The sequence below is a fragment of the Pseudomonas extremorientalis genome (genome assembly GCF_024584605.1).
In the GTDB taxonomy this organism is placed as follows: Bacteria; Pseudomonadota; Gammaproteobacteria; order Pseudomonadales; family Pseudomonadaceae; genus Aquipseudomonas; species Aquipseudomonas extremorientalis.
Genome location: NZ_CP089519.1, coordinates 6014039 through 6033344 on the forward strand (window position 1 = coordinate 6014039; position 19306 = coordinate 6033344).

Here is a 19306-nt window from a genome sequence, read left to right on the forward strand (position 1 = left end):
TCAGGCAAACACCTGCAGGCTGCGCGGCGGCAAGGCCACCCAGATGTGCTGTGCCCCCAGGCGCGGCATGGCTTCCGGGGCCAGTTCGGCGAGCAGCGGGTGGCCGGGCAATTGCTCCAGCTCAAAGCTCATGCGGCAGCGGTTGCCAAGGAAGGTGATCTCGCGCACCTTGGCCGGGAACAGGTTTTCTTCATGCACCGGCGGGTTGACGCTGATCGCCTCCGGGCGACAGAACAGGCGCCCGGACTTGGCCATGCCGGCATCGTCGGCCAGGCGCATGTTCATCCCGCCGACCTGGGCGTGACTGGCACTGTTGCGGCTGAACGGCAGCCAATTGCCCTGGCCGACAAACTCCGCCACGAACGGCGTGGCCGGACGGTCGTAGACCTCCTGGGGCGTGGCGTATTGCTCGACCTTGCCGTTGTTCATCACGGCGATACGGTCGGCCATCAGCATCGCTTCATCCTGGTTGTGGGTGACCATCAACGTAGTGATGCCCAGGCACCGTTGCAGTTGGCGCAGCTCGGTACACAGATGCTCACGCACGCGGGCGTCGAGGGCCGACATCGGTTCGTCCAGCAACAACAACGAAGGCGCGGGCGCCAAGGCACGCGCCAAAGCGACGCGTTGCTGCTGGCCACCGGACAGCTGGCCGGGGTATTTCTTTTCGCTACCGACCAGGCCGACCAGTTCGAGCATCTGGCCAACACGCTGGCGCACTTCATCGCGACCACTGCCGGTGAGGCCGTAGCCGATGTTCGCTTCAACGGTGAGGTTGGGAAACAACGCGTAGGACTGGAACAGGATGCCGTAGTCCCGCGCCTGGGGCGGCAGCAGGGAAACATCGCGGTCGCCCAGGTAAAGCTCGCCGCTGTCCTGGCGTTCCAGGCCGGCGATACAGCGCAGCAAGGTGGTCTTGCCGCAACCGGACGGGCCCAGCAGGCACACCAGCTCGCCAGCGGCGACGTCCAGGGACACGTTGTCCAGCGCGGTAAAGGCGCCGAAGCGTTTCTGGATACCCCGCACCTTCATGGGCGCGCCGGGTTGGGTCAGGGCTGTGTTCATGCAAGGCACCTCATCGAACGGATGAGGGCCATGCTAGGGTGGCAATGCGTCCCTGATGTGGCAGAAAGGCAAAACGTGGTGATAGTGGTATTGGTGGATTTGGGTAGGGCTCTCAATGCTGAGTGCCTGGTCTATCGCTATCGGGGGCAAGCCCCCTCCCACATTAGACCCCGTTCTCATGTTGGAACTCGGTCAAGTGTGGGAGGGGGCTTGCCCCCGATTGGCCCTCAAGGCGATCACCACGCTTCAGAGCGGCGACATTTCCTGCGCCAACCCCAGAAAAGCCGCCGGCAGGCGAGCACTTTTCCGTTCTTTGAGGCAGTACAGATACTCCGGAATCTGCGGCGCATTCTCGATGGTCAGCACGCGCAATTGCGGGTCATGGGGCACTTCCTGACGGGCAATGATGCTGATGCCGATGTTGCGCAGCACCGCTTCACGAATCGACTCGCGGCTGCCGATTTCCAGCAGCGGTCCAAAGCTCACACCTGCACTCTGCAACAGTTCTTCGGTCAAACGCCGCGTGGTAGAGCCCGCTTCACGCATCAACAGCGTGTGCCCGGCCAATGCGTTGAGCGGTACATGGTCGAGCTTGGCCAACGGATGGTTGCGGTGCACCGCCAGCACCAACGGGTCGGTGCCCAGTACGCGGCGAATCAGGCGTGGGTCTTCGAGCAGTTGCGAGGAGGCGGCAACGTCGACGCGGTAATCGTCCAGCGCTTCGAGTACCTGCTGGGAGTTGCCGATTTCCACCGACACTTCCACCTGCGGCAGGCGTTCGCGAAAGGCTTTGACCAGGTCGAGGATGTAGTACGGCGCCGTCGCGGCAATCCTCAGTGCGCCTTGGACCTGGCCGTTGTTGCGCAGGAAAAACTCGATATCCGCTTCCTGCTGCAACAGCGCCTTGACCATCGGCAGCAGCCGCGCGCCCTCGTCGCTGACGGTGAGGCGACGCCCGCCACGGTAGAACAATTCAATGCCGTATTGGCTTTCCAGATTGCGGATCTGGGTGGTGACCGTGGGTTGGCTCAGGCCGAGTTTTTTCGCCGCCTGGGTAATGCTGCCCAGGCGGGCGACCATATAAAACGCCTTCAACTCGGCACTCAGCACACCACCCTCTCATCGTCTATTTGCGCAATAGGCGCAGGCCATTGAACACCACTAGCAAGCTCACGCCCATGTCGGCGAACACCGCCATCCACATCGTGGCCATGCCCAGGAAGGTGACCGCGAGGAAGATCGCCTTGATCACCAGCGCCAGGGCGATGTTCTGCTTGAGGATACTCGACGTTTGCCGCGACAGACGAATGAAAGCCGGAATCTTGCGCAGGTCATCGTCCATCAAGGCCACATCAGCGGTCTCGATGGCCGTGTCGGTACCCGCTGCAGCCATGGCAAAGCCGATCTCGGCGCGGGCCAGGGCCGGGGCGTCGTTGATGCCGTCGCCGACCATGCCCACGCGGTGGCCTTGGCCGTAGAGGGTTTCGATGGCTTGCAGCTTGTCGGTCGGCAACAGGTCGCCCTGGGCCTGGTCGATGCCAACCTGGGCGGCAATCGCCTGGGCGGTATGGGTGTTGTCACCGGTAAGCATCAGAGTCTTAATGCCCAGTTCGTGCAACTGCTGGATGGCTTCGCGGCTGCTGTCCTTGACCGTGTCGGCCACGGCGAACAGCGCCAGTGGGCCGGACTTGTCGAGCAGCAGCACCACGGACTTACCTTGCTTCTCCAGGGCGAAGAGTTTTTCTTCCAGCTCCGGCGAGCACAGGCCCAGGTCTTCCACCAGGCGGTGGTTGCCCAAATGGTAGGTTTCGCCGTTGATCTCGCCGCGCACGCCGCGACCGGCCAGGGCGGCGAAGTTATCCACAATGTGGGTAGGCAGATTTTTATCCACAGCCGCATTGGCGATCGCCAGCGACACCGGGTGATCGGAACGCCCAGCCAGGCTGGCGGCCAATGCCGGTGCGCTGTCTTCGACGTTGGGGAACAGCGCCAGGTAATCGGTTTGCACCGGTTTGCCGTGGGTAATGGTGCCGGTCTTGTCGAGGGCCAGGTAGTCGAGCTTGTAACCGCCCTCCAGGTACACGCCGCCCTTGATCAGGATGCCTTTGCGCGCTGCCGCCGCGAGGCCGCTGACGATAGTCACCGGGGTGGAAATCACCAGTGCACACGGGCAGGCGACCACCAGCAGCACCAGGGCGCGGTAGATCCAGTCGAACCAGGCACCGGCCATGAACAACGGCGGGATCACCGCCACGCCCAGGGCAAACAGGAACACCGCCGGGGTGTAGATTTTCGAGAAGCTGTCGACGAAGCGCTGGGTCGGTGCCCGTGCGCCTTGGGCCTGCTCCACCGCGTGAATGATGCGCGCCAGGGTGGAGTTGTTGGCGGCGGCAGTGACTTTATATTCCAGGGAACCGGCCTGGTTGATGGTGCCGGCGAAGACTTTGTCGCCCACGGTCTTTTCAATCGGCAGGCTTTCACCGGTGATCGGCGCCTGATCGATCGTGGATTGGCCAGCGGTGACTTCGCCATCCAGGCCGATGCGCTCGCCAGGCTTTACCCGCACGATGGCGCCAAGATCGATACTCTTGACCTCTTGTTCAGCCCAAGACCCATCAGCCTGCTGCACGGTGGCCTGCTCGGGCGTCATCTGCATCAAGCCGCTGATGGCATTGCGCGCACGGTCCAGGGATTTGGCTTCGATCAACTCGGCCACGGTGAACAGGAACATCACCATCGCCGCTTCCGGCCACTGGCCGATCAGGATCGCGCCGGTTACCGCGATGCTCATCAGGGCATTGATGTTCAGGTTGAGGTTTTTCAGGGCAATCCAGCCCTTCTTATAGGTGGTGAGCCCGCCACTGAGGATCGACACCAGCGCCACGATGGCAATCACCCAGGTCGGCGCGGCGCTGGTGAAGTGCAGCACTTCGGCGCCCAGTGCGCCGATGCCGGACAACGCCAGCGGCCACCAGTGTTTCTTGGCGGGCGGTTCGGCGGCGGGTGTGCCTTCTTCGACGGGATCGGCCTGCATGCCCAGGGACTTGATGGCGTCGATGATCGGCGCGGTCGTCGGCAGATCGTGGGTGACACCGAGGATGCGGTTGATCAGGTTGAATTCCAGTTGCTGCACACCCGCAAGCTTGCCCAGTTTGTTCTGGATCAGCGTCTGCTCGGTGGGGCAGTCCATGGCTTCGATGCGAAAGGTGCTCAGCCGCGAGCCGGCGGTGGGCGCTTCGCTCAATTGCACCAACGCCGGGGCCGGGGTGCCGGAACAGCAGGCGCCGCCGTGGCCATGGTCATGCACAGGCGTGAGTTTTTTCGGGCCATGATCGTGATCATGCTCGTGTTTATGCGGGGTGTGGATGGAATCGCTCATTCTGTCGCGTCCGTAAAGGTGCCTGTTGCCAAGTAAAGACCCTGTAGCCACTATAGGGTCAAGCACCCATTTGGAGATTGTTGCGATGAAGATCGGCGAACTGGCCAAACTGACCGACTGCCCGGTGGAAACCATCCGTTACTACGAGAAGGAAGGCCTGCTGCCTCCGCCGGCGCGCACCGACGCCAACTACCGCGTATACACCCAGGCACACACCGAGCGGTTGGTGTTTATCCGCAATTGCCGCAGCCTGGACATGACCCTGGAAGAAATCCGCAGCCTGCTGGGGCTACGGGACAGCCCCCAGGACCAGTGCGAAAGCGTGAATGCGCTGATCGACGAGCATATCCACCACGTGAAAGCGCGGATCGATGGGCTGTTGGCGTTGCAGGAGCAATTGCTGGACCTGCGCCAGCGCTGTGGTGGCGGGGATCAGTGCGGGATTCTGCAGCGGCTGGAAGTCAGCGGGAGTGTGCTGGCCAGTGAGGCTGAGCCCTCACATGTAGGGCGCAGCCATGGGCATTGATCAGATAGCCACGTCGGCCTTGATGCTTGGGTCGGCGTCGTAGCCCACGATCTCGAAGTCTTCGAACTTATAGTCGTAGATCGACGCAGGTTTGCGCTTGATCACCAGTTCCGGCAGCTTCTTCGGCGTGCGCGCCAGCTGGGTGCGGATCTGGTCCATGTGGTTGCTGTAGGCGTGGGTGTCGCCGGTGGTGACGATGATCTCATGGGGGATCAGGTCGCACTGCTGGGCCAGCATATGGGTGAGCAAGGCCAGCGCGGCGGTGTTGTACGGCAGGCCGAGGAAGACGTCGGAGCTGCGGATATACAACTGCATCGACAGGTGACCATCATGCACGAACGCCTGGTACAGCAGGTGGCACGGTGGCAGGGCTTGTTTGCCGTTGCGGGCGTTTTCCTGGGGGCTCTTGGTTTCGTCCGGCAGGTACTCGACGTTCCAGCCGTGGAACAGGATGCGGCGGCTGTTGGGGTTGGTCTTGAGGGTGTGGACCATGTAGTCGATCTGGTTGATCGTGCCGCCGTCCTTGGTTGGCCAGGCGGTCCACTGTTCGCCGTACACCGGGCCCAGATCGCCATCTTCGGTGGCCCATTCGTCCCAGATGCGCACGCCGTTTTCGTTCAGCCACTTGATGTTGGTGTTGCCGCTCAACATCCAGATCAGTTCATTGGCAATGCTTTTGAAGTGAAGCTTCTTGGTGGTCAGCAGCGGGAAGCCGTCGGCCAGGTTATGCCGATACTGACGGGCAAACACGGCTTTGGTGCCGGTACCGGTGCGATCGCCCTTGGTCAGTCCATTGGTCACGACGTCGTTCAGTAGCTCGAGATATTGCTTCATGTTGGTACCCGTATCGTTGAAGCCCAGGCCAGATAAAGACCTGGGCATTCGAATTTAAAGCGCGGTGTTCTTCAGAGGTTGCGGGCGGTTATACGCCCACCACAGCAGGCCCAAGCCACCGATGATCATCGGCAGGCTGAGGATCTGGCCCATGGTCACCCAACCGAACGCCAGGTAGCCCAGTTGCGCATCCGGCACACGCACGAACTCGACGATAAAGCGGAAGATCCCATAGAACAGCGCGAACATGCCGGAAACCGCCATGGTCGGGCGCGGTTTGCGCGAAAAGATGTACAGGATAAGGAACAGCGCAACGCCTTCCAACGCAAACTGGTAGAGCTGCGACGGGTGGCGCGGCAGTTGCGCCGGATCGCTGAACGGCGGGAACACCATGGCCCACGGCACGTCGGTCGGCTTGCCCCACAACTCGGCGTTGATGAAGTTGCCGATACGCCCGGCGCCCAGGCCGATCGGCACCATCGGCGCGACGAAGTCCATCAGTTGGAAGAACGACTTGCCGTTGCGGCGACCGAACCACCAGGCAGCGATCATCACACCGATAAAGCCGCCGTGGAACGCCATGCCGCCTTTCCATACTTCGAAGATCAATGTCGGGTTGGCGATGTACGCGGACAGATCATAGAACAGCACGTAGCCGAGTCGCCCGCCGACAATCACCCCCATCGACAGCCAGAAGACCATGTCGGAGAGTTTCTCCTTGGTCCAGGTCGGGTCGAACCGGTTCAGGCGTCGGGAGGCCAGAAACCAGGCACCGCCGATGCCGATCAGGTACATCAACCCGTACCAGTGGATTTTCAGCGGACCGATGGCCAGGGCCACCGGGTCGATCTGCGGGTAAGGCAGCATTGCGACTCCTCGTTAAATCATTCGTTAGGCGTGCGGACCATGCCGGGCCGCGATTAAGCCTGCATTACTCAAGTTTTTTCAAAGCAAAAAGTTCAAACCGACACAGAACAGCAACCCGGCGAACAACCGCTTGAGCAACCGCGGCGACAAGCGATGCGCCAGGCGTGCGCCGAAACGGGCGAACACCATGCTGGTCAGGGCAATGCCCAACAGCGCTGGCAAATACACGAACCCTAGACTATGAGCGGGCAACAGCGGGTCATGCCAGCCCAGAATCATGAAACTTAATGCACTGGCCACCGCAATCGGCAAGCCACAGGCCGATGAAGTGGCCACCGCCTGCTGCATCGGCACGCTGCGCCAGGTCAGGAACGGCACGGTCAGCGAACCGCCGCCAATTCCGAAAATCGCCGAGGCCCAGCCGATAAACGTCCCCGCCACGGTCAGGCCAACCTTGCCCGGCACCGTACGGCTGGCCTTGGGCTTGACCTCCAGGGCCAGTTGCACGGCCACCAGCAAGGCAAACACGCCAATGATCTTTTGCAGGTGCGGGCCGGAAATCGCCTCGGCAGTCAGCGCGCCAAAGCCGGCGCCAATCAGGATGCCCACGGTCATCCACACAAAGATCGGCCAACGCACCGCGCCCCGCCGGTGGTGTTCACGCACGGCATTCACCGAGGTAAAGATGATCGTCGCCAGGGAAGTACCCACCGCCAGGTGGGTCAGCACCTGCGGGTCAAACCCCTGCAAGGTGAAGCTGAACACCAGCACCGGCACGATGATGATCCCGCCGCCCACGCCGAACAGCCCGGCGAGCACGCCCGCACAGGCGCCGAGCAGCAAATACAGCAGAAATTCCATGGGAGCCCCCGAACCAAGTCCGGCATGTTAACGGATGGAAGGCATGCGACCCAACTGGATACGATGGAACGCCTCTGCTTGAGTGGGTAGAGTGGCTGAAAACACAAAAGGGATCGCCTGATGTGCCTGATTGTTTTTGCCTGGCGGCCGGGCCACGCCCAGCCGCTGATCGTCGCGGCCAACCGCGATGAGTTCTACGCCCGCCCCAGCCTGCCGCTGGCCCAGTGGCCGGATGCGCCACAGGTGTACGCCGGCCGTGACCAGGAAGCCGGTGGCACTTGGCTGGGCGTGAACGCCGAAGGGCGCTTCGCTGCCCTGACCAATATCCGTGATCCTCATCAACCGCCGGCCCGTAAGTCACGGGGGGAATTAGTGGCGCGGTTTCTCAACGGTTCCCTGCCGATTGACGAATATTTGGCCGATGTTAACGGCCGTTCGATTGAATATGCCGGATTCAATCTGCTGGTGGGCACGCGGGATGAGCTGTGGCATTACAACGCCAACCATACCGAGCCCACGCGCTTGAAGGCCGGGGTGTATGGGCTATCCAACGCGGGGCTGGATACGCCGTGGCCCAAGTTGCTCAAGGCCAGGGCGGCGTTGAGCGCGGTTCTGGATGATCCGCAACCAGAGGCGTTGCTGGATATTTTGAGTGACCCACGGACCGCGCCGTTTGCGGACTTGCCGGACACTGGGGTGGGGTTGGCGACGGAAAGCCTTTTATCCAGCGTGTTTATTGCCAGCCCGAGTTACGGGACGCGGGCGAGCACGGCATTGATCGTGAATGCCGACGGGACGCGGCGGATGGTGGAACGCAGTTTCGGGCCGCACGGTGGGCGGTTGGGCGAAGTCGAAATCAACCTATGACCCCACCCTCCCACATTTTCAAAGGTTTTTGGCAGAGGCCGGGTTGATCATCCGCGTCAGTCCCAGGTTTTTCAGGGCTAACTGCAACGAGCTGTGGATAACCTGCGGGTTGTCGATGGTCATCAACTTCGCCAGCAGCTCCTTGGCCATGCTCAGCTCCACCTGGCGCAGCATCCACTTCACCTTCGGCAAGTTGGTGGCGTTCATCGACAGGCTGTCAAAACCCATCGCCATCAACAGCACCGCCGCCGCCGGGTCACCAGCCATTTCGCCGCAGATGCTCACCGGCTTGCCTTCGGCATGGGCGTCGCGCACCACATGTTGCAGGGCTTGCAGCACCGCCGGGTGCAGGTAGTCGTAGAGGTCGGCCACCCGTGGGTTGTTACGGTCCACAGCCAGCAGGTATTGAGTCAGGTCGTTGGACCCCACTGACAGGAAGTCCACCTGCCGCGCCAGTTCCTTGGCCTGGTACACCGCCGCCGGAATCTCGATCATCACGCCAATCGGCGGCATCGGTACGTCGGCGCCTTCGTCGCGTACTTCGCCCCAGGCGCGGTGGATCAGGTGCAGCGCCTCTTCCAGCTCATGGGTGCCGGAGATCATCGGCAGCAGGATGCGCAGGTTGTTCAGGCCTTCGCTGGCCTTGAGCATGGCGCGGGTCTGAACCAGGAAGATTTCCGGGTGATCGAGGGTGACGCGAATGCCGCGCCAGCCGAGGAACGGGTTGTCCTCTTTGATCGGGAAATACGACAGTGACTTGTCGCCGCCGATGTCCAGGCTGCGCATGGTCACCGGCAACGGATGGAAGGCCTGCAGTTGCTCGCGATAGATCGCCAGTTGCTCCTTCTCACTCGGGAAACGCTGGTTGATCATGAACGGCACTTCGGTGCGGTACAGCCCCACCCCTTCGGCGCCACGCTGTTGCGCACGGGCCACGTCGGCGAGCAGGCCGGTATTCACCAGCAGCGGCACACGGTGACCATCGGTGGTCACGCATGGCAACTCGCGCAATGAATCGAGGCCCAGCGCCAGTTGCTTCTCTTCCTCGACCACTTCGGCGTATTGCTTGCGCAGCACTTCGCTGGGGTTGGTGAAGACTTCGCCGCGATGGCCATCGACAATCATGTCGATACCATCCACCTTGGAATACGGCAGGTCCACCAGGCCCATCACCGTCGGGATGCCCATGGCCCGAGCCAGGATCGCGACGTGGGAGTTACCCGAGCCGAGTACCGACACCAGGCCGACCAGTTTGCCTTCCGGCACTTCGCCAAGCATCGTCGCGGTCAGCTCTTCGCTGATCAGGATGGTGTTGTCGGGGTAGACCAGGTTGGTGGTGCGATCTTCCTGCAGGTACGCCAGCAGACGGCGACCGAGGTCGCGCACATCCGAGGCCCGTTCGCGCAGGTAGGCGTCGTCCATCAGTTCGAAACGGTTGACGTGATTGGTGACCACCTGGCGCAGCGCACCCTGGGCCCACTGGCCGGTCTTGATCACGGTCTTGACTTCATTACCCAGCGACGCGTCGTCGAGCATCATCTGGTACACGTCGAACAGCGCGCGCTCTTCGGGGCGCAGTTGGGTGGCCAGCTTGGTCGACAGGTTGCGCATGTCGGCGCGCACGCCTTCCAGGGCGGTCTTGAACAGTTTGATTTCAGCGTCGATGTCGGTGACGACCTTGTCCGGCACCACGTCCAGATCCGCCGGCGGCAGCATGACCACCGCCCTACCGACCGCAGCGCCTGGCGAACCGGGTACACCAACGAACTTGGCTTCCTGGATACCCTTGCCTTCGCGCCCCAGGCCGCGAATCGAGCCAGTGGCCTCGGCGTGCGCGATAACCCCGGCGAGCTGCGCACTCATGGTCACGAGGAAGGCTTCTTCACCTTCGTCGAACTGACGGCGCTCTTTCTGCTGGATGACCAACACGCCGACGACGCGGCGGTGGTGAATGATCGGTGCCCCAAGGAACGAGGCGTAACGCTCTTCACCGGTTTCGGCAAAGTAGCGATAACGCGGGTGATCGGCCGCGTTTTCAAGGTTCAGGGGTTCTTCACGCGTCCCCACCAGGCCCACCAGACCTTCATTGGGCGCCATGCTGACCTTGCCGATGGAGCGCTTGTTCAAGCCCTCCGTGGCCATCAGCACAAAACGGTTGGTCTCGGGGTCCAGCAGGTAAACCGAGCAGACCTGGCTGCCCATGGCTTCCTTGACGCGCAACACAATAATCCCCAACGCCGCCTTGAGATCCTTGGCGGAGTTAACTTCCTGGACGATCTTGCGCAGCGTATTGAGCATGGCTCGGGGTCGAACTCCGTCGTCAGTCGCGCGCTAAAAGGCGCGGGGCAAGCTCTTTGAGCGCGCGACGATAAACCTCGCGCTTGAATGTCACCACCTGGCCCAACGGATACCAATAGCTGACCCAGCGCCAGCCATCGAACTCCGGTTTACCGGTCAAATCCATCCGCACCCGCTGCTCGTTGGAGATCAGGCGCAGGAGAAACCATTTCTGCTTCTGGCCGATACACAGCGGTTGGCTGTGGGTACGCACCAGGCGTTGCGGCAAACGATAGCGCAACCAGCCACGGGTACAGGCCAGAATCTGCACATCTTCGCGCTCAAGGCCGACTTCTTCGTTCAACTCGCGGTACAAGGCGTCTTCAGGGGTCTCGTCGGGGTTGATTCCACCTTGAGGAAACTGCCAGGCATCTTGGTTGATTCGGCGAGCCCATAGCACCTGTCCGGCATCATTCGTAAGAATAATCCCGACATTAGGACGGAAACCATCGGGGTCGATCACGGCAACAACCTCGCAAACGCATGTCGCCGCATTGTTCCACAAAGGTTGATGAAGCGGCAACGAGGCTTCGTACCTTATGTGCACTCTTGTGAAAAGACCGTATTCTGGACGCCTTTTTACAGACTTTTCAGCGAGTAACTGCAATGCGCCTGGCTTTATTCGACTTGGACAACACCCTTCTCGGCGGTGACAGCGATCACGCCTGGGGCGATTACCTCTGTGAACGCGGGATTCTCGACCCGGTGGCCTACAAGGCCCGCAACGACGAGTTCTACCAGGATTACCTGGCCGGCAAGCTGGACAACGCCGCCTACCTGAACTTCTGCCTGGAGATCCTCGGCCGCACCGAGATCACCCAGTTGAACGAATGGCACAACGACTATATGCGCGACTGCATCGAGCCGATCATGCTGCCGCTGGCCATTGAGCTGCTGGCCAAACACCGCGCCGCCGGTGACAAGTTGGTCATCATCACCGCCACCAACCGTTTCGTCACCGCGCCGATTGCCGCACGCCTGGGCGTTGAAACCTTGATCGCCACCGAGTGCGAGATGGAAAACGGCCGCTACACCGGGCGCAGCACCGATGTGCCGTGCTTCCGTGAAGGAAAGGTGACGCGCTTGAACCGCTGGCTGGAAGAAACCGGGTACAGCCTGCAAGACAGCTATTTCTATAGCGACTCGATGAACGACTTGCCGCTGCTGGAGAAAGTGACTCACCCGGTGGCGGTGGATCCGGATCCGAACCTGCGGGCCGAGGCCGAGAAGCGCGGCTGGCCGGTGATCACGCTGCGCAGCTGATGAAGCCATCGGGGGCAAGCCCCCTCCCACACTTGATCGGGTTCACACGGTCAAAATGTGGGAGGGGGCTTGCCCCCGATGCAGACGACTCGGTCCAAAGCCTTAAACCGGCTTGGCGCCCATCAGACCGGCAATCGCCACAAACCCCACCAGACTGACCACCGCCAGCACCAGCGTGAAGTTCAGGCTACCGCCCTCACCTTTGCGCAGGCGATTGAGCCGCGCCACCAGCCAGAACCAGGCCAGCGCCGCCACGGTATAGAGGATGCTGGAACCCAGGATCCAGGTCTGGCCCAGCGGCCAGCCAACCAGGTGCACCAGCCACCAGCCGGTAAACGGCATGCTGACCACGCACACGCCCATCAGCAACCAGACGAACGCCCACGGGCGCTGCACGGTCACCGCCGGGCCGGCGCTGCGTTTGCGCCAGGCCAGCAGCGCCAGGCCAAGGCCACTGAGCAGCAACACCACGGTGGCTGCCATGTGGATAACTTTCAGGGTGGTCAGGGTTTCCATGTGTCGTTTTCCTTGAAGGCCGCCCCTTCAGCGTAGTCGCTCAACCGAGGAACAGTTTGTAGGCCGGGTTATCGCTTTCATCCCAGTACGGGTAGCCGATGGCTTCCAGGGCGGCCGGTACCAGGTGACGTTCATCCGTCGGCACTTGCAGGCCGGCGACCACACGGCCGTCTGCTGCGCCGTGGTTGCGATAGTGGAACATCGAGATGTTCCAGCGCCCGCCCAATTTGTTAAGAAAGTTGAACAACGCCCCCGGACGCTCCGGAAACTCGAAGCGCAACACCACTTCATCGCTGACCTTGGCCGCGTGCCCGCCCACCATGTGACGAATGTGCAACTTGGCCAGTTCGTTCTCGGTCAGGTCCAGCACCGGGAACCCCTGGCGGGTCAGGCTGGCGATCAGGGCACTGCGCGGATCATTTTCCGGATGGGTCTGCACGCCGACAAAGATGTGCGCCTCGCTGCCGGAGTGGTAGCGGTAGTTGAATTCGGTGATCTGGCGTTTACCCACGGCCTCGCAGAACGCCTTGAAGCTGCCGGGCTTCTCAGGGATGGTCACGGCGATGATGGCTTCGCGGCCTTCACCCAGCTCGGCGCGTTCGGCCACGTGGCGCAGGCGGTCGAAGTTGACGTTGGCGCCGGAGTCGATGGCGACCAGAGTCTGTCCGGTGACGCCACGGGTCTCGACGTACTTCTTGATCCCGGCCACGCCCAAAGCCCCTGCCGGCTCGGTGATGGAACGGGTATCGTCGTAGATGTCCTTGATCGCCGCACAGATCTCGTCGGTGTTCACGGTGATCACTTCATCCACATAGTCCTTGCAGATGTCGAAGGTGTGCTGGCCGATCTGCGCCACCGCCACGCCATCGGCAAAGATGCCCACGGTCGGCAGCACAACGCGCTCGCCAGCAGCCATGGCGGCTTGCAGGCAGTTGGAGTCGTCCGGCTCGACGCCGATGATCTTGATCTCGGGGCGCAGGTATTTCACGTACGCCGCAATACCGGCGATCAGCCCGCCGCCGCCCACCGGTACGAAAATCGCGTCCAGCGGCCCTGGATGCTGGCGCAGGATCTCCATCGCCACGGTGCCCTGCCCGGCAATGGTGTGCGGATCATCGTAGGGGTGGATATACACGTAGCCTTTTTCGTCGACCAGTTTGAGCGAGTAGGCCAGGGCTTCCGGGAACGAATCGCCATGCAGCACCACTTTGCCGCCACGGGAGCGCACGCCTTCGACCTTGATTTCAGGCGTGGTCTTGGGCATCACGATGGTGGCCTTGACCCCCAGCACCTTCGCCGCCAGGGCCAGGCCCTGGGCATGGTTGCCGGCCGACGCGGTGACCACGCCGCGCGCACGTTCTTCGGCGCTCAGTTGGGTCAGCTTGTTATAGGCGCCGCGAATCTTGAACGAGAACACCGGTTGCAAGTCTTCACGCTTGAGCCAGACCTGGTTGCCCAGCCGCTCGGAGAGCTGACGGGCGGTCTGCAACGGGGTTTCTACGGCAACGTCGTAAACGCGCGAGGTGAGGATCTTTTTGACGTACTGTTCAAGCATCGGCGGATATCACTGGGCGGGTTGGGCAGGGCCAAGGAGTCTAACCCAGCGTTTGGGCGGGCGACCACACGAATCCAGAGGTTTTGTTGGGTTATACTCGCGCCCCTCGATAACTCCCCGCCCGTTCCGGAGCCCGCATGACCCAGGATCAACTCAAACAGGCAGTGGCCCAGGCCGCCGTCGATTTAATCCTTCCTAAACTCGACGACAAGAGCATCGTCGGTGTCGGCACCGGCTCCACCGCCAACTGCTTTATCGATGCACTGGCCCAGCACAAGGGCGCATTCGATGGCGCCGTGGCCAGCTCCGAAGCCACCGCCGCACGCCTCAAGGGCCACGGCATTCCGGTGTACGAGCTCAACACCGTGAGCGACCTGGAGTTCTACATCGACGGCGCCGATGAAAGCGACGAACACCTGAACCTGATCAAGGGCGGCGGCGCAGCCCTGACCCGCGAGAAGATCGTCGCGGCCGTGGCCAAGACCTTCATCTGCATCGCCGACGCCAGCAAGCTGGTGCCGGTGCTCGGTGCCTTCCCGTTACCAGTGGAAGTGATCCCGATGGCCCGCAGCCACGTGGCCCGCGAGCTGGTGAAGCTGGGCGGCGACCCGGTGTACCGTGAGGGCGTGCTGACCGACAACGGCAACATTATCCTCGACGTGTTCAACATGCAGATCACCAATCCGGTGGAGCTTGAAACGCAGATCAACGCGATTGTCGGCGTGGTCACCAACGGCCTGTTCGCGGCGCGTCCGGCCGATGTGCTGCTGCTGGGCACCGCCGAAGGCGTCAAAACCCTCAAGGCTTCTTGAAGACGTAGAACAGGTTCGGCTCGCTGACGAGGTACAGCGCGCCCTCGTCATCCATGGCGATGCCTTCGGCCTGCGGCACTCGCTTCGTCAGGCCATGACGTCCGTTGAGCAGTGACAGACTGCTCAACGGGCGACCGTCGATATCCAGTTCCAGCACCAGAAACGACTCATCCGACAGCGCCAGCAGATGGCCGCTGCGCTCATCGTATTGCAGGCTCGACAGGTCACGCACAAACAACCCGGCGTCGCGCTTGGGGTTATTGATCACGTGTACCGAGTAGGTTTTTTCCGGTTTGAAATGCGGGAAGCCATGCACCTCATAGATCAGCATCGGGTCGCGCTCCTTGGCCACGAACAGGCGCTTGCCCACCGAGTCGTAGGCCAGGCCTTCAAAGCCCTTGTTGCCACCGACATGCAAACCCAGGGTCATCTGCTCCGCGTCAGCGGCGTCGAGGAATTGGGTGTCATCGTCCACATGCACCTTGATCAGCCGCTGCTGGCGCTCATCGCTGATGACATAGATGTTGTCGCTGATGAACTCCACGGCTTCGGCATCGCCGAACCCGATCAAGGGGATGCGCCGCAAGATCTTGCCTTCCAGGGACAACTCGATCAGCTCGGCGTTTTTATTGGTGACGGTGAACAGGCTTTTGCGCACCGGGTCGTAGGTCAGGGCCGAGACATCGTCGTCGAGCCCCTCAATGGCCTGGGCTTCCAGCGTGACGCGGTAGTCCGCCAGCCCGATGGAGCGTTCGTCCGCTGGCTGGCGCCATACCTGCCAATTGAACCAGGCACGTTCGAACAGGCGAAAATGCTGCGCAACGGCCCCTGCGCTGACCAGGGCGATCAGCGCAAGCAAGATGAACAGGGGTTTGGGGCGGGCTAGTCGTTGCATCGGGGGGGCTCAAATTCAAAAGTGGCGAATGAATATCACGCCCGTCTGAATTTAAACTTAAACACGCCCGGATGTCTGGCAGATGCCGCTCACAGAGACATATCTGACGTAATCGGTGTGCTATTTCTGCTTTTCGAATCGGTAGAACAGGTTTGGCTCACTGACGATGTACAGCGTGCCCTCCTCGTCCATGGTCACCCCTTCGGCACGGGGAATGGTGTGCTTGAGGCCGTTGAAACCGCCGAGCAGGGTCATGAAGCTGACTTGCTGGCCCTTCTCGTCCAGCTCCAGCAACAGATGGGAGTCGGCCGACAGCACCAGCAAATGCCCGGTACGCGGGTCGACGGACAGGGCCGAGAGGTTGCGCATGTCCAGTTCTTTGCTCGCCAGCGTTTGTTTATCGCCCGCCAGGGTCGGGCCGCCGTCGCTTTTCCAGGTAAACAGCGCGGGCGGGCGCTCTTCGCCAAGGATCAACTGCTGGTTACGCTTGTCCCAGGTGATGGCTTCGAAGGCCTTGTTCTGGTCCTTGGACGGGCCGAGGTCATAGCTGGTGAAGTCGGCTTTGTTCAGTTGGGTGGTGCTCGCATCGACCTTGACGATGGTCAGGGTGTGCTGGCGCTCGTCGACCACTGCCAACAGGCCATTCTCCATCACGGTCACGCCTTCCGGGTTGTCCCAGCCGTTGAGCGGCATCTTGCGCAATACATCGCCTTGCAGGCTCAACTCGGCCAGGAACGGGTTTTTGCCCATCACGGAAAACAGGGTTTTGGTCTGTGGGTTGTAGGCAACGTCTGACGCTTCGTCCTTCTCCATCCCCGGCAAGAGCTTGCCATCAATGACCGCATGGTAGTCCGGCAGCCATACGCTCTGCTGGCGTTCAGCCGGCGTCTCAAAGCGCTCCAGCACCCACAACACACCGCGATCATCCCAGTGCAGGGCCCAGGCCACGCCATACAGGATCACCCCTGTCAGCAACAGCCAGGAATACCAACGCATGGCAAAACGAGAACGCGGCTTGGGTGAAGCGGAGGGCAGGGACACGGCCATTGGGCGCTTTTTCCGGAAAGTCAGCGTTAGGTGATAGCACAGGAACAACGGGCCTGCGCGAACGAGGCTGAGGATTATCCGGATGGCGTGTGAAAAAAATGCAAAAGCCTGGGATGTGGGAGGGGGCTTGCCCCCGATTGCTGAGTGTCAGGCAACAGATATTTGACTGATAAACCGCCATCGGGGGCAAGCCCCCTCCCACAATTTTGACCGCGTTTTGTCTGTGCTTAACGAACAACGCTTTCAAAACGATGCTGGTCCGCCAGTTCCAGCACCAACTCATCCCCCACATTCAGCGGGCCTACACCGGCCGGGGTGCCGGTGAGGATCACGTCGCCCGCCTGCAGCGAGAAGCAGCCGGCCATGTGCTGGATCATCGGGATGATCGGGTTGAGCATCTGCGCGCTGTTGCCGTCCTGGCGCACCTCGCCATTGATGGTCAGGCGGATGCCGATGTCGGTCACGTCCACAAAGGTACTGCCCACCACGAACGGCGCAATCACCGCCGCGCCGTCGAAGGACTTGGCGATTTCCCACGGCAGGCCCTTGGCTTTCAACTCGGCCTGCTTGTCGCGCAGGGTCAGGTCCAGGGCCGGGGCGAAGCCGGAGATGGCATCCAGCACTTCTTCACGGCTGGGCTTGTTCGACAATGGCTTGCCGATCAACACCGCGATCTCCGCTTCGTAATGCACCGAACCGCGCTCGGTGGGGATAGTGAAACTGTCGCCCAACGGCACCACACAGCTGCCCGGCTTGATGAACAGCAACGGTTCGGTCGGTACCGGGTTATCCAGTTCCTTGGCATGTTCGGCGTAGTTACGCCCGATACACACCACTTTCCCCACCGGAAAGTGGATGTTGGTGCCGTCGACATACTTGTGCTGGTAGCTCATGGAACGACTCCTTCAGGGCGATTAAACAGCGAAGATCTTGCCAGGGTTCATGATCCCGTTCGGGTCGAACACTGCTTTGACAGCCTTCATGTATTCGATTTCAAACGGCGAGCGACTGTAGGTCAGGTAATCGCGCTTGGTCATGCCAACGCCGTGTTCAGCGGAGATCGAGCCGTTGTATTTCTCGACGGTTTCGAACACCCACTTGTTCACAGTGGCGCATTTGGCAAAGAACTCGTCCTTGCTCAGGTTTTCCGGCTTGAGGATGTTCAGGTGCAGGTTGCCGTCGCCGATGTGGCCGAACCAGACGATTTCGAAGTCCGGATAGTGCTCGCCGACGATCGCGTCAATTTCCTTCAAGAACGCCGGTACTTTGGAGACAGTCACCGAAATATCGTTCTTGTATGGGGTCCAGTGGGAAATGGTCTCGGAGATGTACTCGCGCAGTTTCCACAGGTTGTGCAGCTGGGTTTCACTCTGGCTCATCACACCGTCCAGCACCCAGCCTTGTTCCACGCAGTGCTCGAAGGTTTCCAGTGCGTGGTTGGCGACTTCTTCGGTGGTGGCTTCGAATTCCAGCAGCGCATAGAACGGGCACTCGGTTTCGAACGGCGCCGGCACGTCGCCACGGCCCATGACCTTGGCCAGGGCCTTGTCGGAGAAGAACTCGAAGGCGGTCAGGTCCAGCTTGCTCTGGAACGCGTGCAATACCGGCATGATCGAATCAAAGTCAGTAGTGCCGAGCACCATGGCGGTGAGGTTTTTCGGCGCACGATCCAGGCGCATGGTGGCTTCGACCACAAAGCCCAGGGTGCCTTCGGCGCCGATGAACAGTTGGCGCATGTCGTAGCCGGTAGCGTTCTTGATCAGGTCGCGGTTCAGCTCCAGCACATCGCCCTTGCCGGTGACGACCTTCATGCCGGCCACCCAGTTGCGGGTCATGCCGTAGCGAATGACCTTGATTCCGCCGGCATTGGTGCCGATGTTGCCGCCAATCTGGCTGGAACCCGACGACGCGAAGTCCACCGGGTAGTACAGGCCTTTTTCTTCGGCAACGTTCTGCAATTGCTTGGTGACCACGCCCGGCTGGCACACGGCGGTGCGGTCGGTGAGGTTCACGTCGAGGATCTGGTTCATGTAGTCGAACGACACCACCACTTCGCCATTGGCCGCCACGGCAGCGGCCGACAGGCCAGTACGCCCACCGGATGGCACCAGCGCCACCTTGTGCGCATTGGCCCAACGCACGATGGCCTGGACCTGCTCAGTGGTCTTGGGGAAGACGATGGCGGTCGGGGCGGGTGCGAAGTGCTTGGTCCAATCCTTGCCGTAAGCCTCCAGGGAGTCTGCATCGGTCAGCACTTTGCCGGGCTCAACCAGGGTCTTTAGCTCATCAATCAGGGCAGGATGGGTCATCGACAGAACTCTCGAACAATTCATGGTCATCCTGAGAACGCTTCACGTCGCAGGAATGAGTGTTTAGCGGGGCGCGTATGCTAGCATACCGCCCCCGCAGGACAGAGCCCAAGGGCGTTTCTGCGGTGACGGCTTTCCTGCCGTCCGGGTCAGCTTAAGCGATCCGATTCCCT

General features: G+C 61.3%; 18 protein-coding genes. 4 read left to right on the plus strand and 14 right to left on the minus strand.

Going from position 1 to position 19306, the window contains the following annotated elements:
• The 3 genes from LUU92_RS27350 to LUU92_RS27360 all read right to left on the minus strand — a co-directional run bounded on the left by LUU92_RS27350 (position 1) and on the right by LUU92_RS27360 (position 4444).
• Positions 1-1065, minus strand: coding sequence for a putative 2-aminoethylphosphonate ABC transporter ATP-binding protein (locus LUU92_RS27350; protein ID WP_257102901.1), 1065 nt, complete (start codon positions 1063-1065; stop codon positions 1-3).
• A gap of 246 nt (positions 1066-1311) precedes the next feature.
• On the minus strand, positions 1312-2175 hold the full coding sequence (locus LUU92_RS27355) for a LysR family transcriptional regulator (RefSeq protein ID WP_071490404.1): 864 nt from the start codon (positions 2173-2175) through the stop codon (positions 1312-1314).
• Between the two features lie 16 nt (positions 2176-2191).
• Positions 2192-4444 carry a heavy metal translocating P-type ATPase gene (locus LUU92_RS27360; protein ID WP_257102902.1) on the minus strand — a complete coding sequence of 751 codons (2253 nt, stop codon included), beginning with the start codon at positions 4442-4444 and terminating at the stop codon, positions 2192-2194.
• Positions 4445-4529: 85 nt separating this feature from the next.
• Between LUU92_RS27360 and cadR the strand changes: the two genes are divergently transcribed.
• On the plus strand, positions 4530-4970 hold the full coding sequence (gene cadR, locus LUU92_RS27365) for a Cd(II)/Pb(II)-responsive transcriptional regulator (RefSeq protein WP_071494514.1): 441 nt from the start codon (positions 4530-4532) through the stop codon (positions 4968-4970).
• On the opposite strand, the gene LUU92_RS27370 is transcribed toward cadR, so the two are convergent.
• The 3 genes from LUU92_RS27370 to LUU92_RS27380 form a co-directional block, all read right to left on the minus strand.
• Positions 4971-5804 carry a thymidylate synthase gene (locus LUU92_RS27370; RefSeq protein WP_092241868.1) on the minus strand — a complete coding sequence of 278 codons (834 nt, stop codon included), beginning with the start codon at positions 5802-5804 and terminating at the stop codon, positions 4971-4973.
• A 54-nt stretch (positions 5805-5858) separates the two neighbouring features.
• A complete protein-coding gene (gene lgt, locus LUU92_RS27375) occupies positions 5859-6671 on the minus strand; it encodes a prolipoprotein diacylglyceryl transferase (RefSeq protein ID WP_071490408.1) in 813 nt (270 codons plus the stop codon).
• 78 nt (positions 6672-6749) lie between these two features.
• The gene (locus LUU92_RS27380; RefSeq protein WP_071490409.1) at positions 6750-7532 is read right to left on the minus strand and encodes a sulfite exporter TauE/SafE family protein; all 783 of its coding nucleotides are present in this window, start codon (positions 7530-7532) and stop codon (positions 6750-6752) included.
• Between the two features lie 120 nt (positions 7533-7652).
• Here LUU92_RS27380 and LUU92_RS27385 point away from each other — a divergent pair, with 120 nt between their 5' ends.
• Positions 7653-8399: an NRDE family protein gene (locus LUU92_RS27385; protein WP_257102903.1), complete on the plus strand. Its 747-nt coding sequence runs from the start codon at positions 7653-7655 to the stop codon at positions 8397-8399.
• 18 nt (positions 8400-8417) lie between these two features.
• On the opposite strand, the gene ptsP is transcribed toward LUU92_RS27385, so the two are convergent.
• Complete coding sequence (gene ptsP, locus LUU92_RS27390; protein WP_257102904.1) at positions 8418-10697, minus strand: phosphoenolpyruvate--protein phosphotransferase; 2280 nt, start codon at positions 10695-10697, stop codon at positions 8418-8420.
• A gap of 22 nt (positions 10698-10719) precedes the next feature.
• Complete coding sequence (locus LUU92_RS27395; RefSeq protein WP_003176750.1) at positions 10720-11199, minus strand: RNA pyrophosphohydrolase; 480 nt, start codon at positions 11197-11199, stop codon at positions 10720-10722.
• Between the two features lie 143 nt (positions 11200-11342).
• Between LUU92_RS27395 and LUU92_RS27400 the strand changes: the two genes are divergently transcribed.
• Positions 11343-11999, plus strand: a complete 657-nt coding sequence (locus tag LUU92_RS27400; RefSeq protein ID WP_093527214.1) for a histidinol-phosphatase — start codon at positions 11343-11345, stop codon at positions 11997-11999.
• Between the two features lie 102 nt (positions 12000-12101).
• Here LUU92_RS27400 and LUU92_RS27405 read toward each other — a convergent pair whose 3' ends face one another.
• Both LUU92_RS27405 and ilvA read right to left on the minus strand, forming a co-directional pair.
• Positions 12102-12515, minus strand: coding sequence for a DUF2269 family protein (locus LUU92_RS27405; RefSeq protein WP_071490413.1), 414 nt, complete (start codon positions 12513-12515; stop codon positions 12102-12104).
• Between the two features lie 40 nt (positions 12516-12555).
• Positions 12556-14070, minus strand: a complete 1515-nt coding sequence (ilvA, locus tag LUU92_RS27410; protein ID WP_257102905.1) for a threonine ammonia-lyase, biosynthetic — start codon at positions 14068-14070, stop codon at positions 12556-12558.
• 137 nt (positions 14071-14207) lie between these two features.
• On the opposite strand from ilvA, the gene rpiA reads away from it, so the two are divergent.
• Positions 14208-14882: a ribose-5-phosphate isomerase RpiA gene (rpiA, locus tag LUU92_RS27415; protein ID WP_016979019.1), complete on the plus strand. Its 675-nt coding sequence runs from the start codon at positions 14208-14210 to the stop codon at positions 14880-14882.
• Here rpiA and LUU92_RS27420 read toward each other — a convergent pair.
• From LUU92_RS27420 to LUU92_RS27435, 4 genes are all read right to left on the minus strand, one after another.
• Positions 14869-15777 carry an SdiA-regulated domain-containing protein gene (locus LUU92_RS27420; RefSeq protein ID WP_257102906.1) on the minus strand — a complete coding sequence of 303 codons (909 nt, stop codon included), beginning with the start codon at positions 15775-15777 and terminating at the stop codon, positions 14869-14871. The two genes, rpiA and LUU92_RS27420, sit on opposite strands and share 14 nt — an antisense overlap.
• A 120-nt stretch (positions 15778-15897) precedes the next feature.
• Complete coding sequence (locus LUU92_RS27425; protein ID WP_093120554.1) at positions 15898-16824, minus strand: SdiA-regulated domain-containing protein; 927 nt, start codon at positions 16822-16824, stop codon at positions 15898-15900.
• A gap of 227 nt (positions 16825-17051) precedes the next feature.
• The gene (locus LUU92_RS27430) at positions 17052-17717 is read right to left on the minus strand and encodes a fumarylacetoacetate hydrolase family protein (RefSeq protein WP_257102907.1); all 666 of its coding nucleotides are present in this window, start codon (positions 17715-17717) and stop codon (positions 17052-17054) included.
• Between the two features lie 21 nt (positions 17718-17738).
• Complete coding sequence (locus LUU92_RS27435; protein WP_257102908.1) at positions 17739-19133, minus strand: D-2-hydroxyglutarate dehydrogenase; 1395 nt, start codon at positions 19131-19133, stop codon at positions 17739-17741.
• Positions 19134-19306 lie beyond the last annotated feature (173 nt).

Coding starts and splice junctions, on each gene's coding strand:
- LUU92_RS27420 (WP_257102906.1), bottom strand. CDS start 15,777: ATGCAACGACTAGCCCGCCCCAAACCCCTGTTCATCTTGCTTGCGCTG.
- cadR (WP_071494514.1), top strand. CDS start 4,530: ATGAAGATCGGCGAACTGGCCAAACTGACCGACTGCCCGGTGGAAACC.
- LUU92_RS27425 (WP_093120554.1), bottom strand. CDS start 16,824: ATGGCCGTGTCCCTGCCCTCCGCTTCACCCAAGCCGCGTTCTCGTTTT.
- ilvA (WP_257102905.1), bottom strand. CDS start 14,070: ATGCTTGAACAGTACGTCAAAAAGATCCTCACCTCGCGCGTTTACGAC.
- LUU92_RS27385 (WP_257102903.1), top strand. CDS start 7,653: ATGTGCCTGATTGTTTTTGCCTGGCGGCCGGGCCACGCCCAGCCGCTG.
- LUU92_RS27350 (WP_257102901.1), bottom strand. CDS start 1,065: ATGAACACAGCCCTGACCCAACCCGGCGCGCCCATGAAGGTGCGGGGT.
- LUU92_RS27400 (WP_093527214.1), top strand. CDS start 11,343: ATGCGCCTGGCTTTATTCGACTTGGACAACACCCTTCTCGGCGGTGAC.
- LUU92_RS27370 (WP_092241868.1), bottom strand. CDS start 5,804: ATGAAGCAATATCTCGAGCTACTGAACGACGTCGTGACCAATGGACTG.
- ptsP (WP_257102904.1), bottom strand. CDS start 10,697: ATGCTCAATACGCTGCGCAAGATCGTCCAGGAAGTTAACTCCGCCAAG.
- LUU92_RS27435 (WP_257102908.1), bottom strand. CDS start 19,133: ATGACCCATCCTGCCCTGATTGATGAGCTAAAGACCCTGGTTGAGCCC.
- lgt (WP_071490408.1), bottom strand. CDS start 6,671: ATGCTGCCTTACCCGCAGATCGACCCGGTGGCCCTGGCCATCGGTCCG.
- LUU92_RS27380 (WP_071490409.1), bottom strand. CDS start 7,532: ATGGAATTTCTGCTGTATTTGCTGCTCGGCGCCTGTGCGGGCGTGCTC.
- LUU92_RS27405 (WP_071490413.1), bottom strand. CDS start 12,515: ATGGAAACCCTGACCACCCTGAAAGTTATCCACATGGCAGCCACCGTG.
- LUU92_RS27360 (WP_257102902.1), bottom strand. CDS start 4,444: ATGAGCGATTCCATCCACACCCCGCATAAACACGAGCATGATCACGAT.
- LUU92_RS27430 (WP_257102907.1), bottom strand. CDS start 17,717: ATGAGCTACCAGCACAAGTATGTCGACGGCACCAACATCCACTTTCCG.
- rpiA (WP_016979019.1), top strand. CDS start 14,208: ATGACCCAGGATCAACTCAAACAGGCAGTGGCCCAGGCCGCCGTCGAT.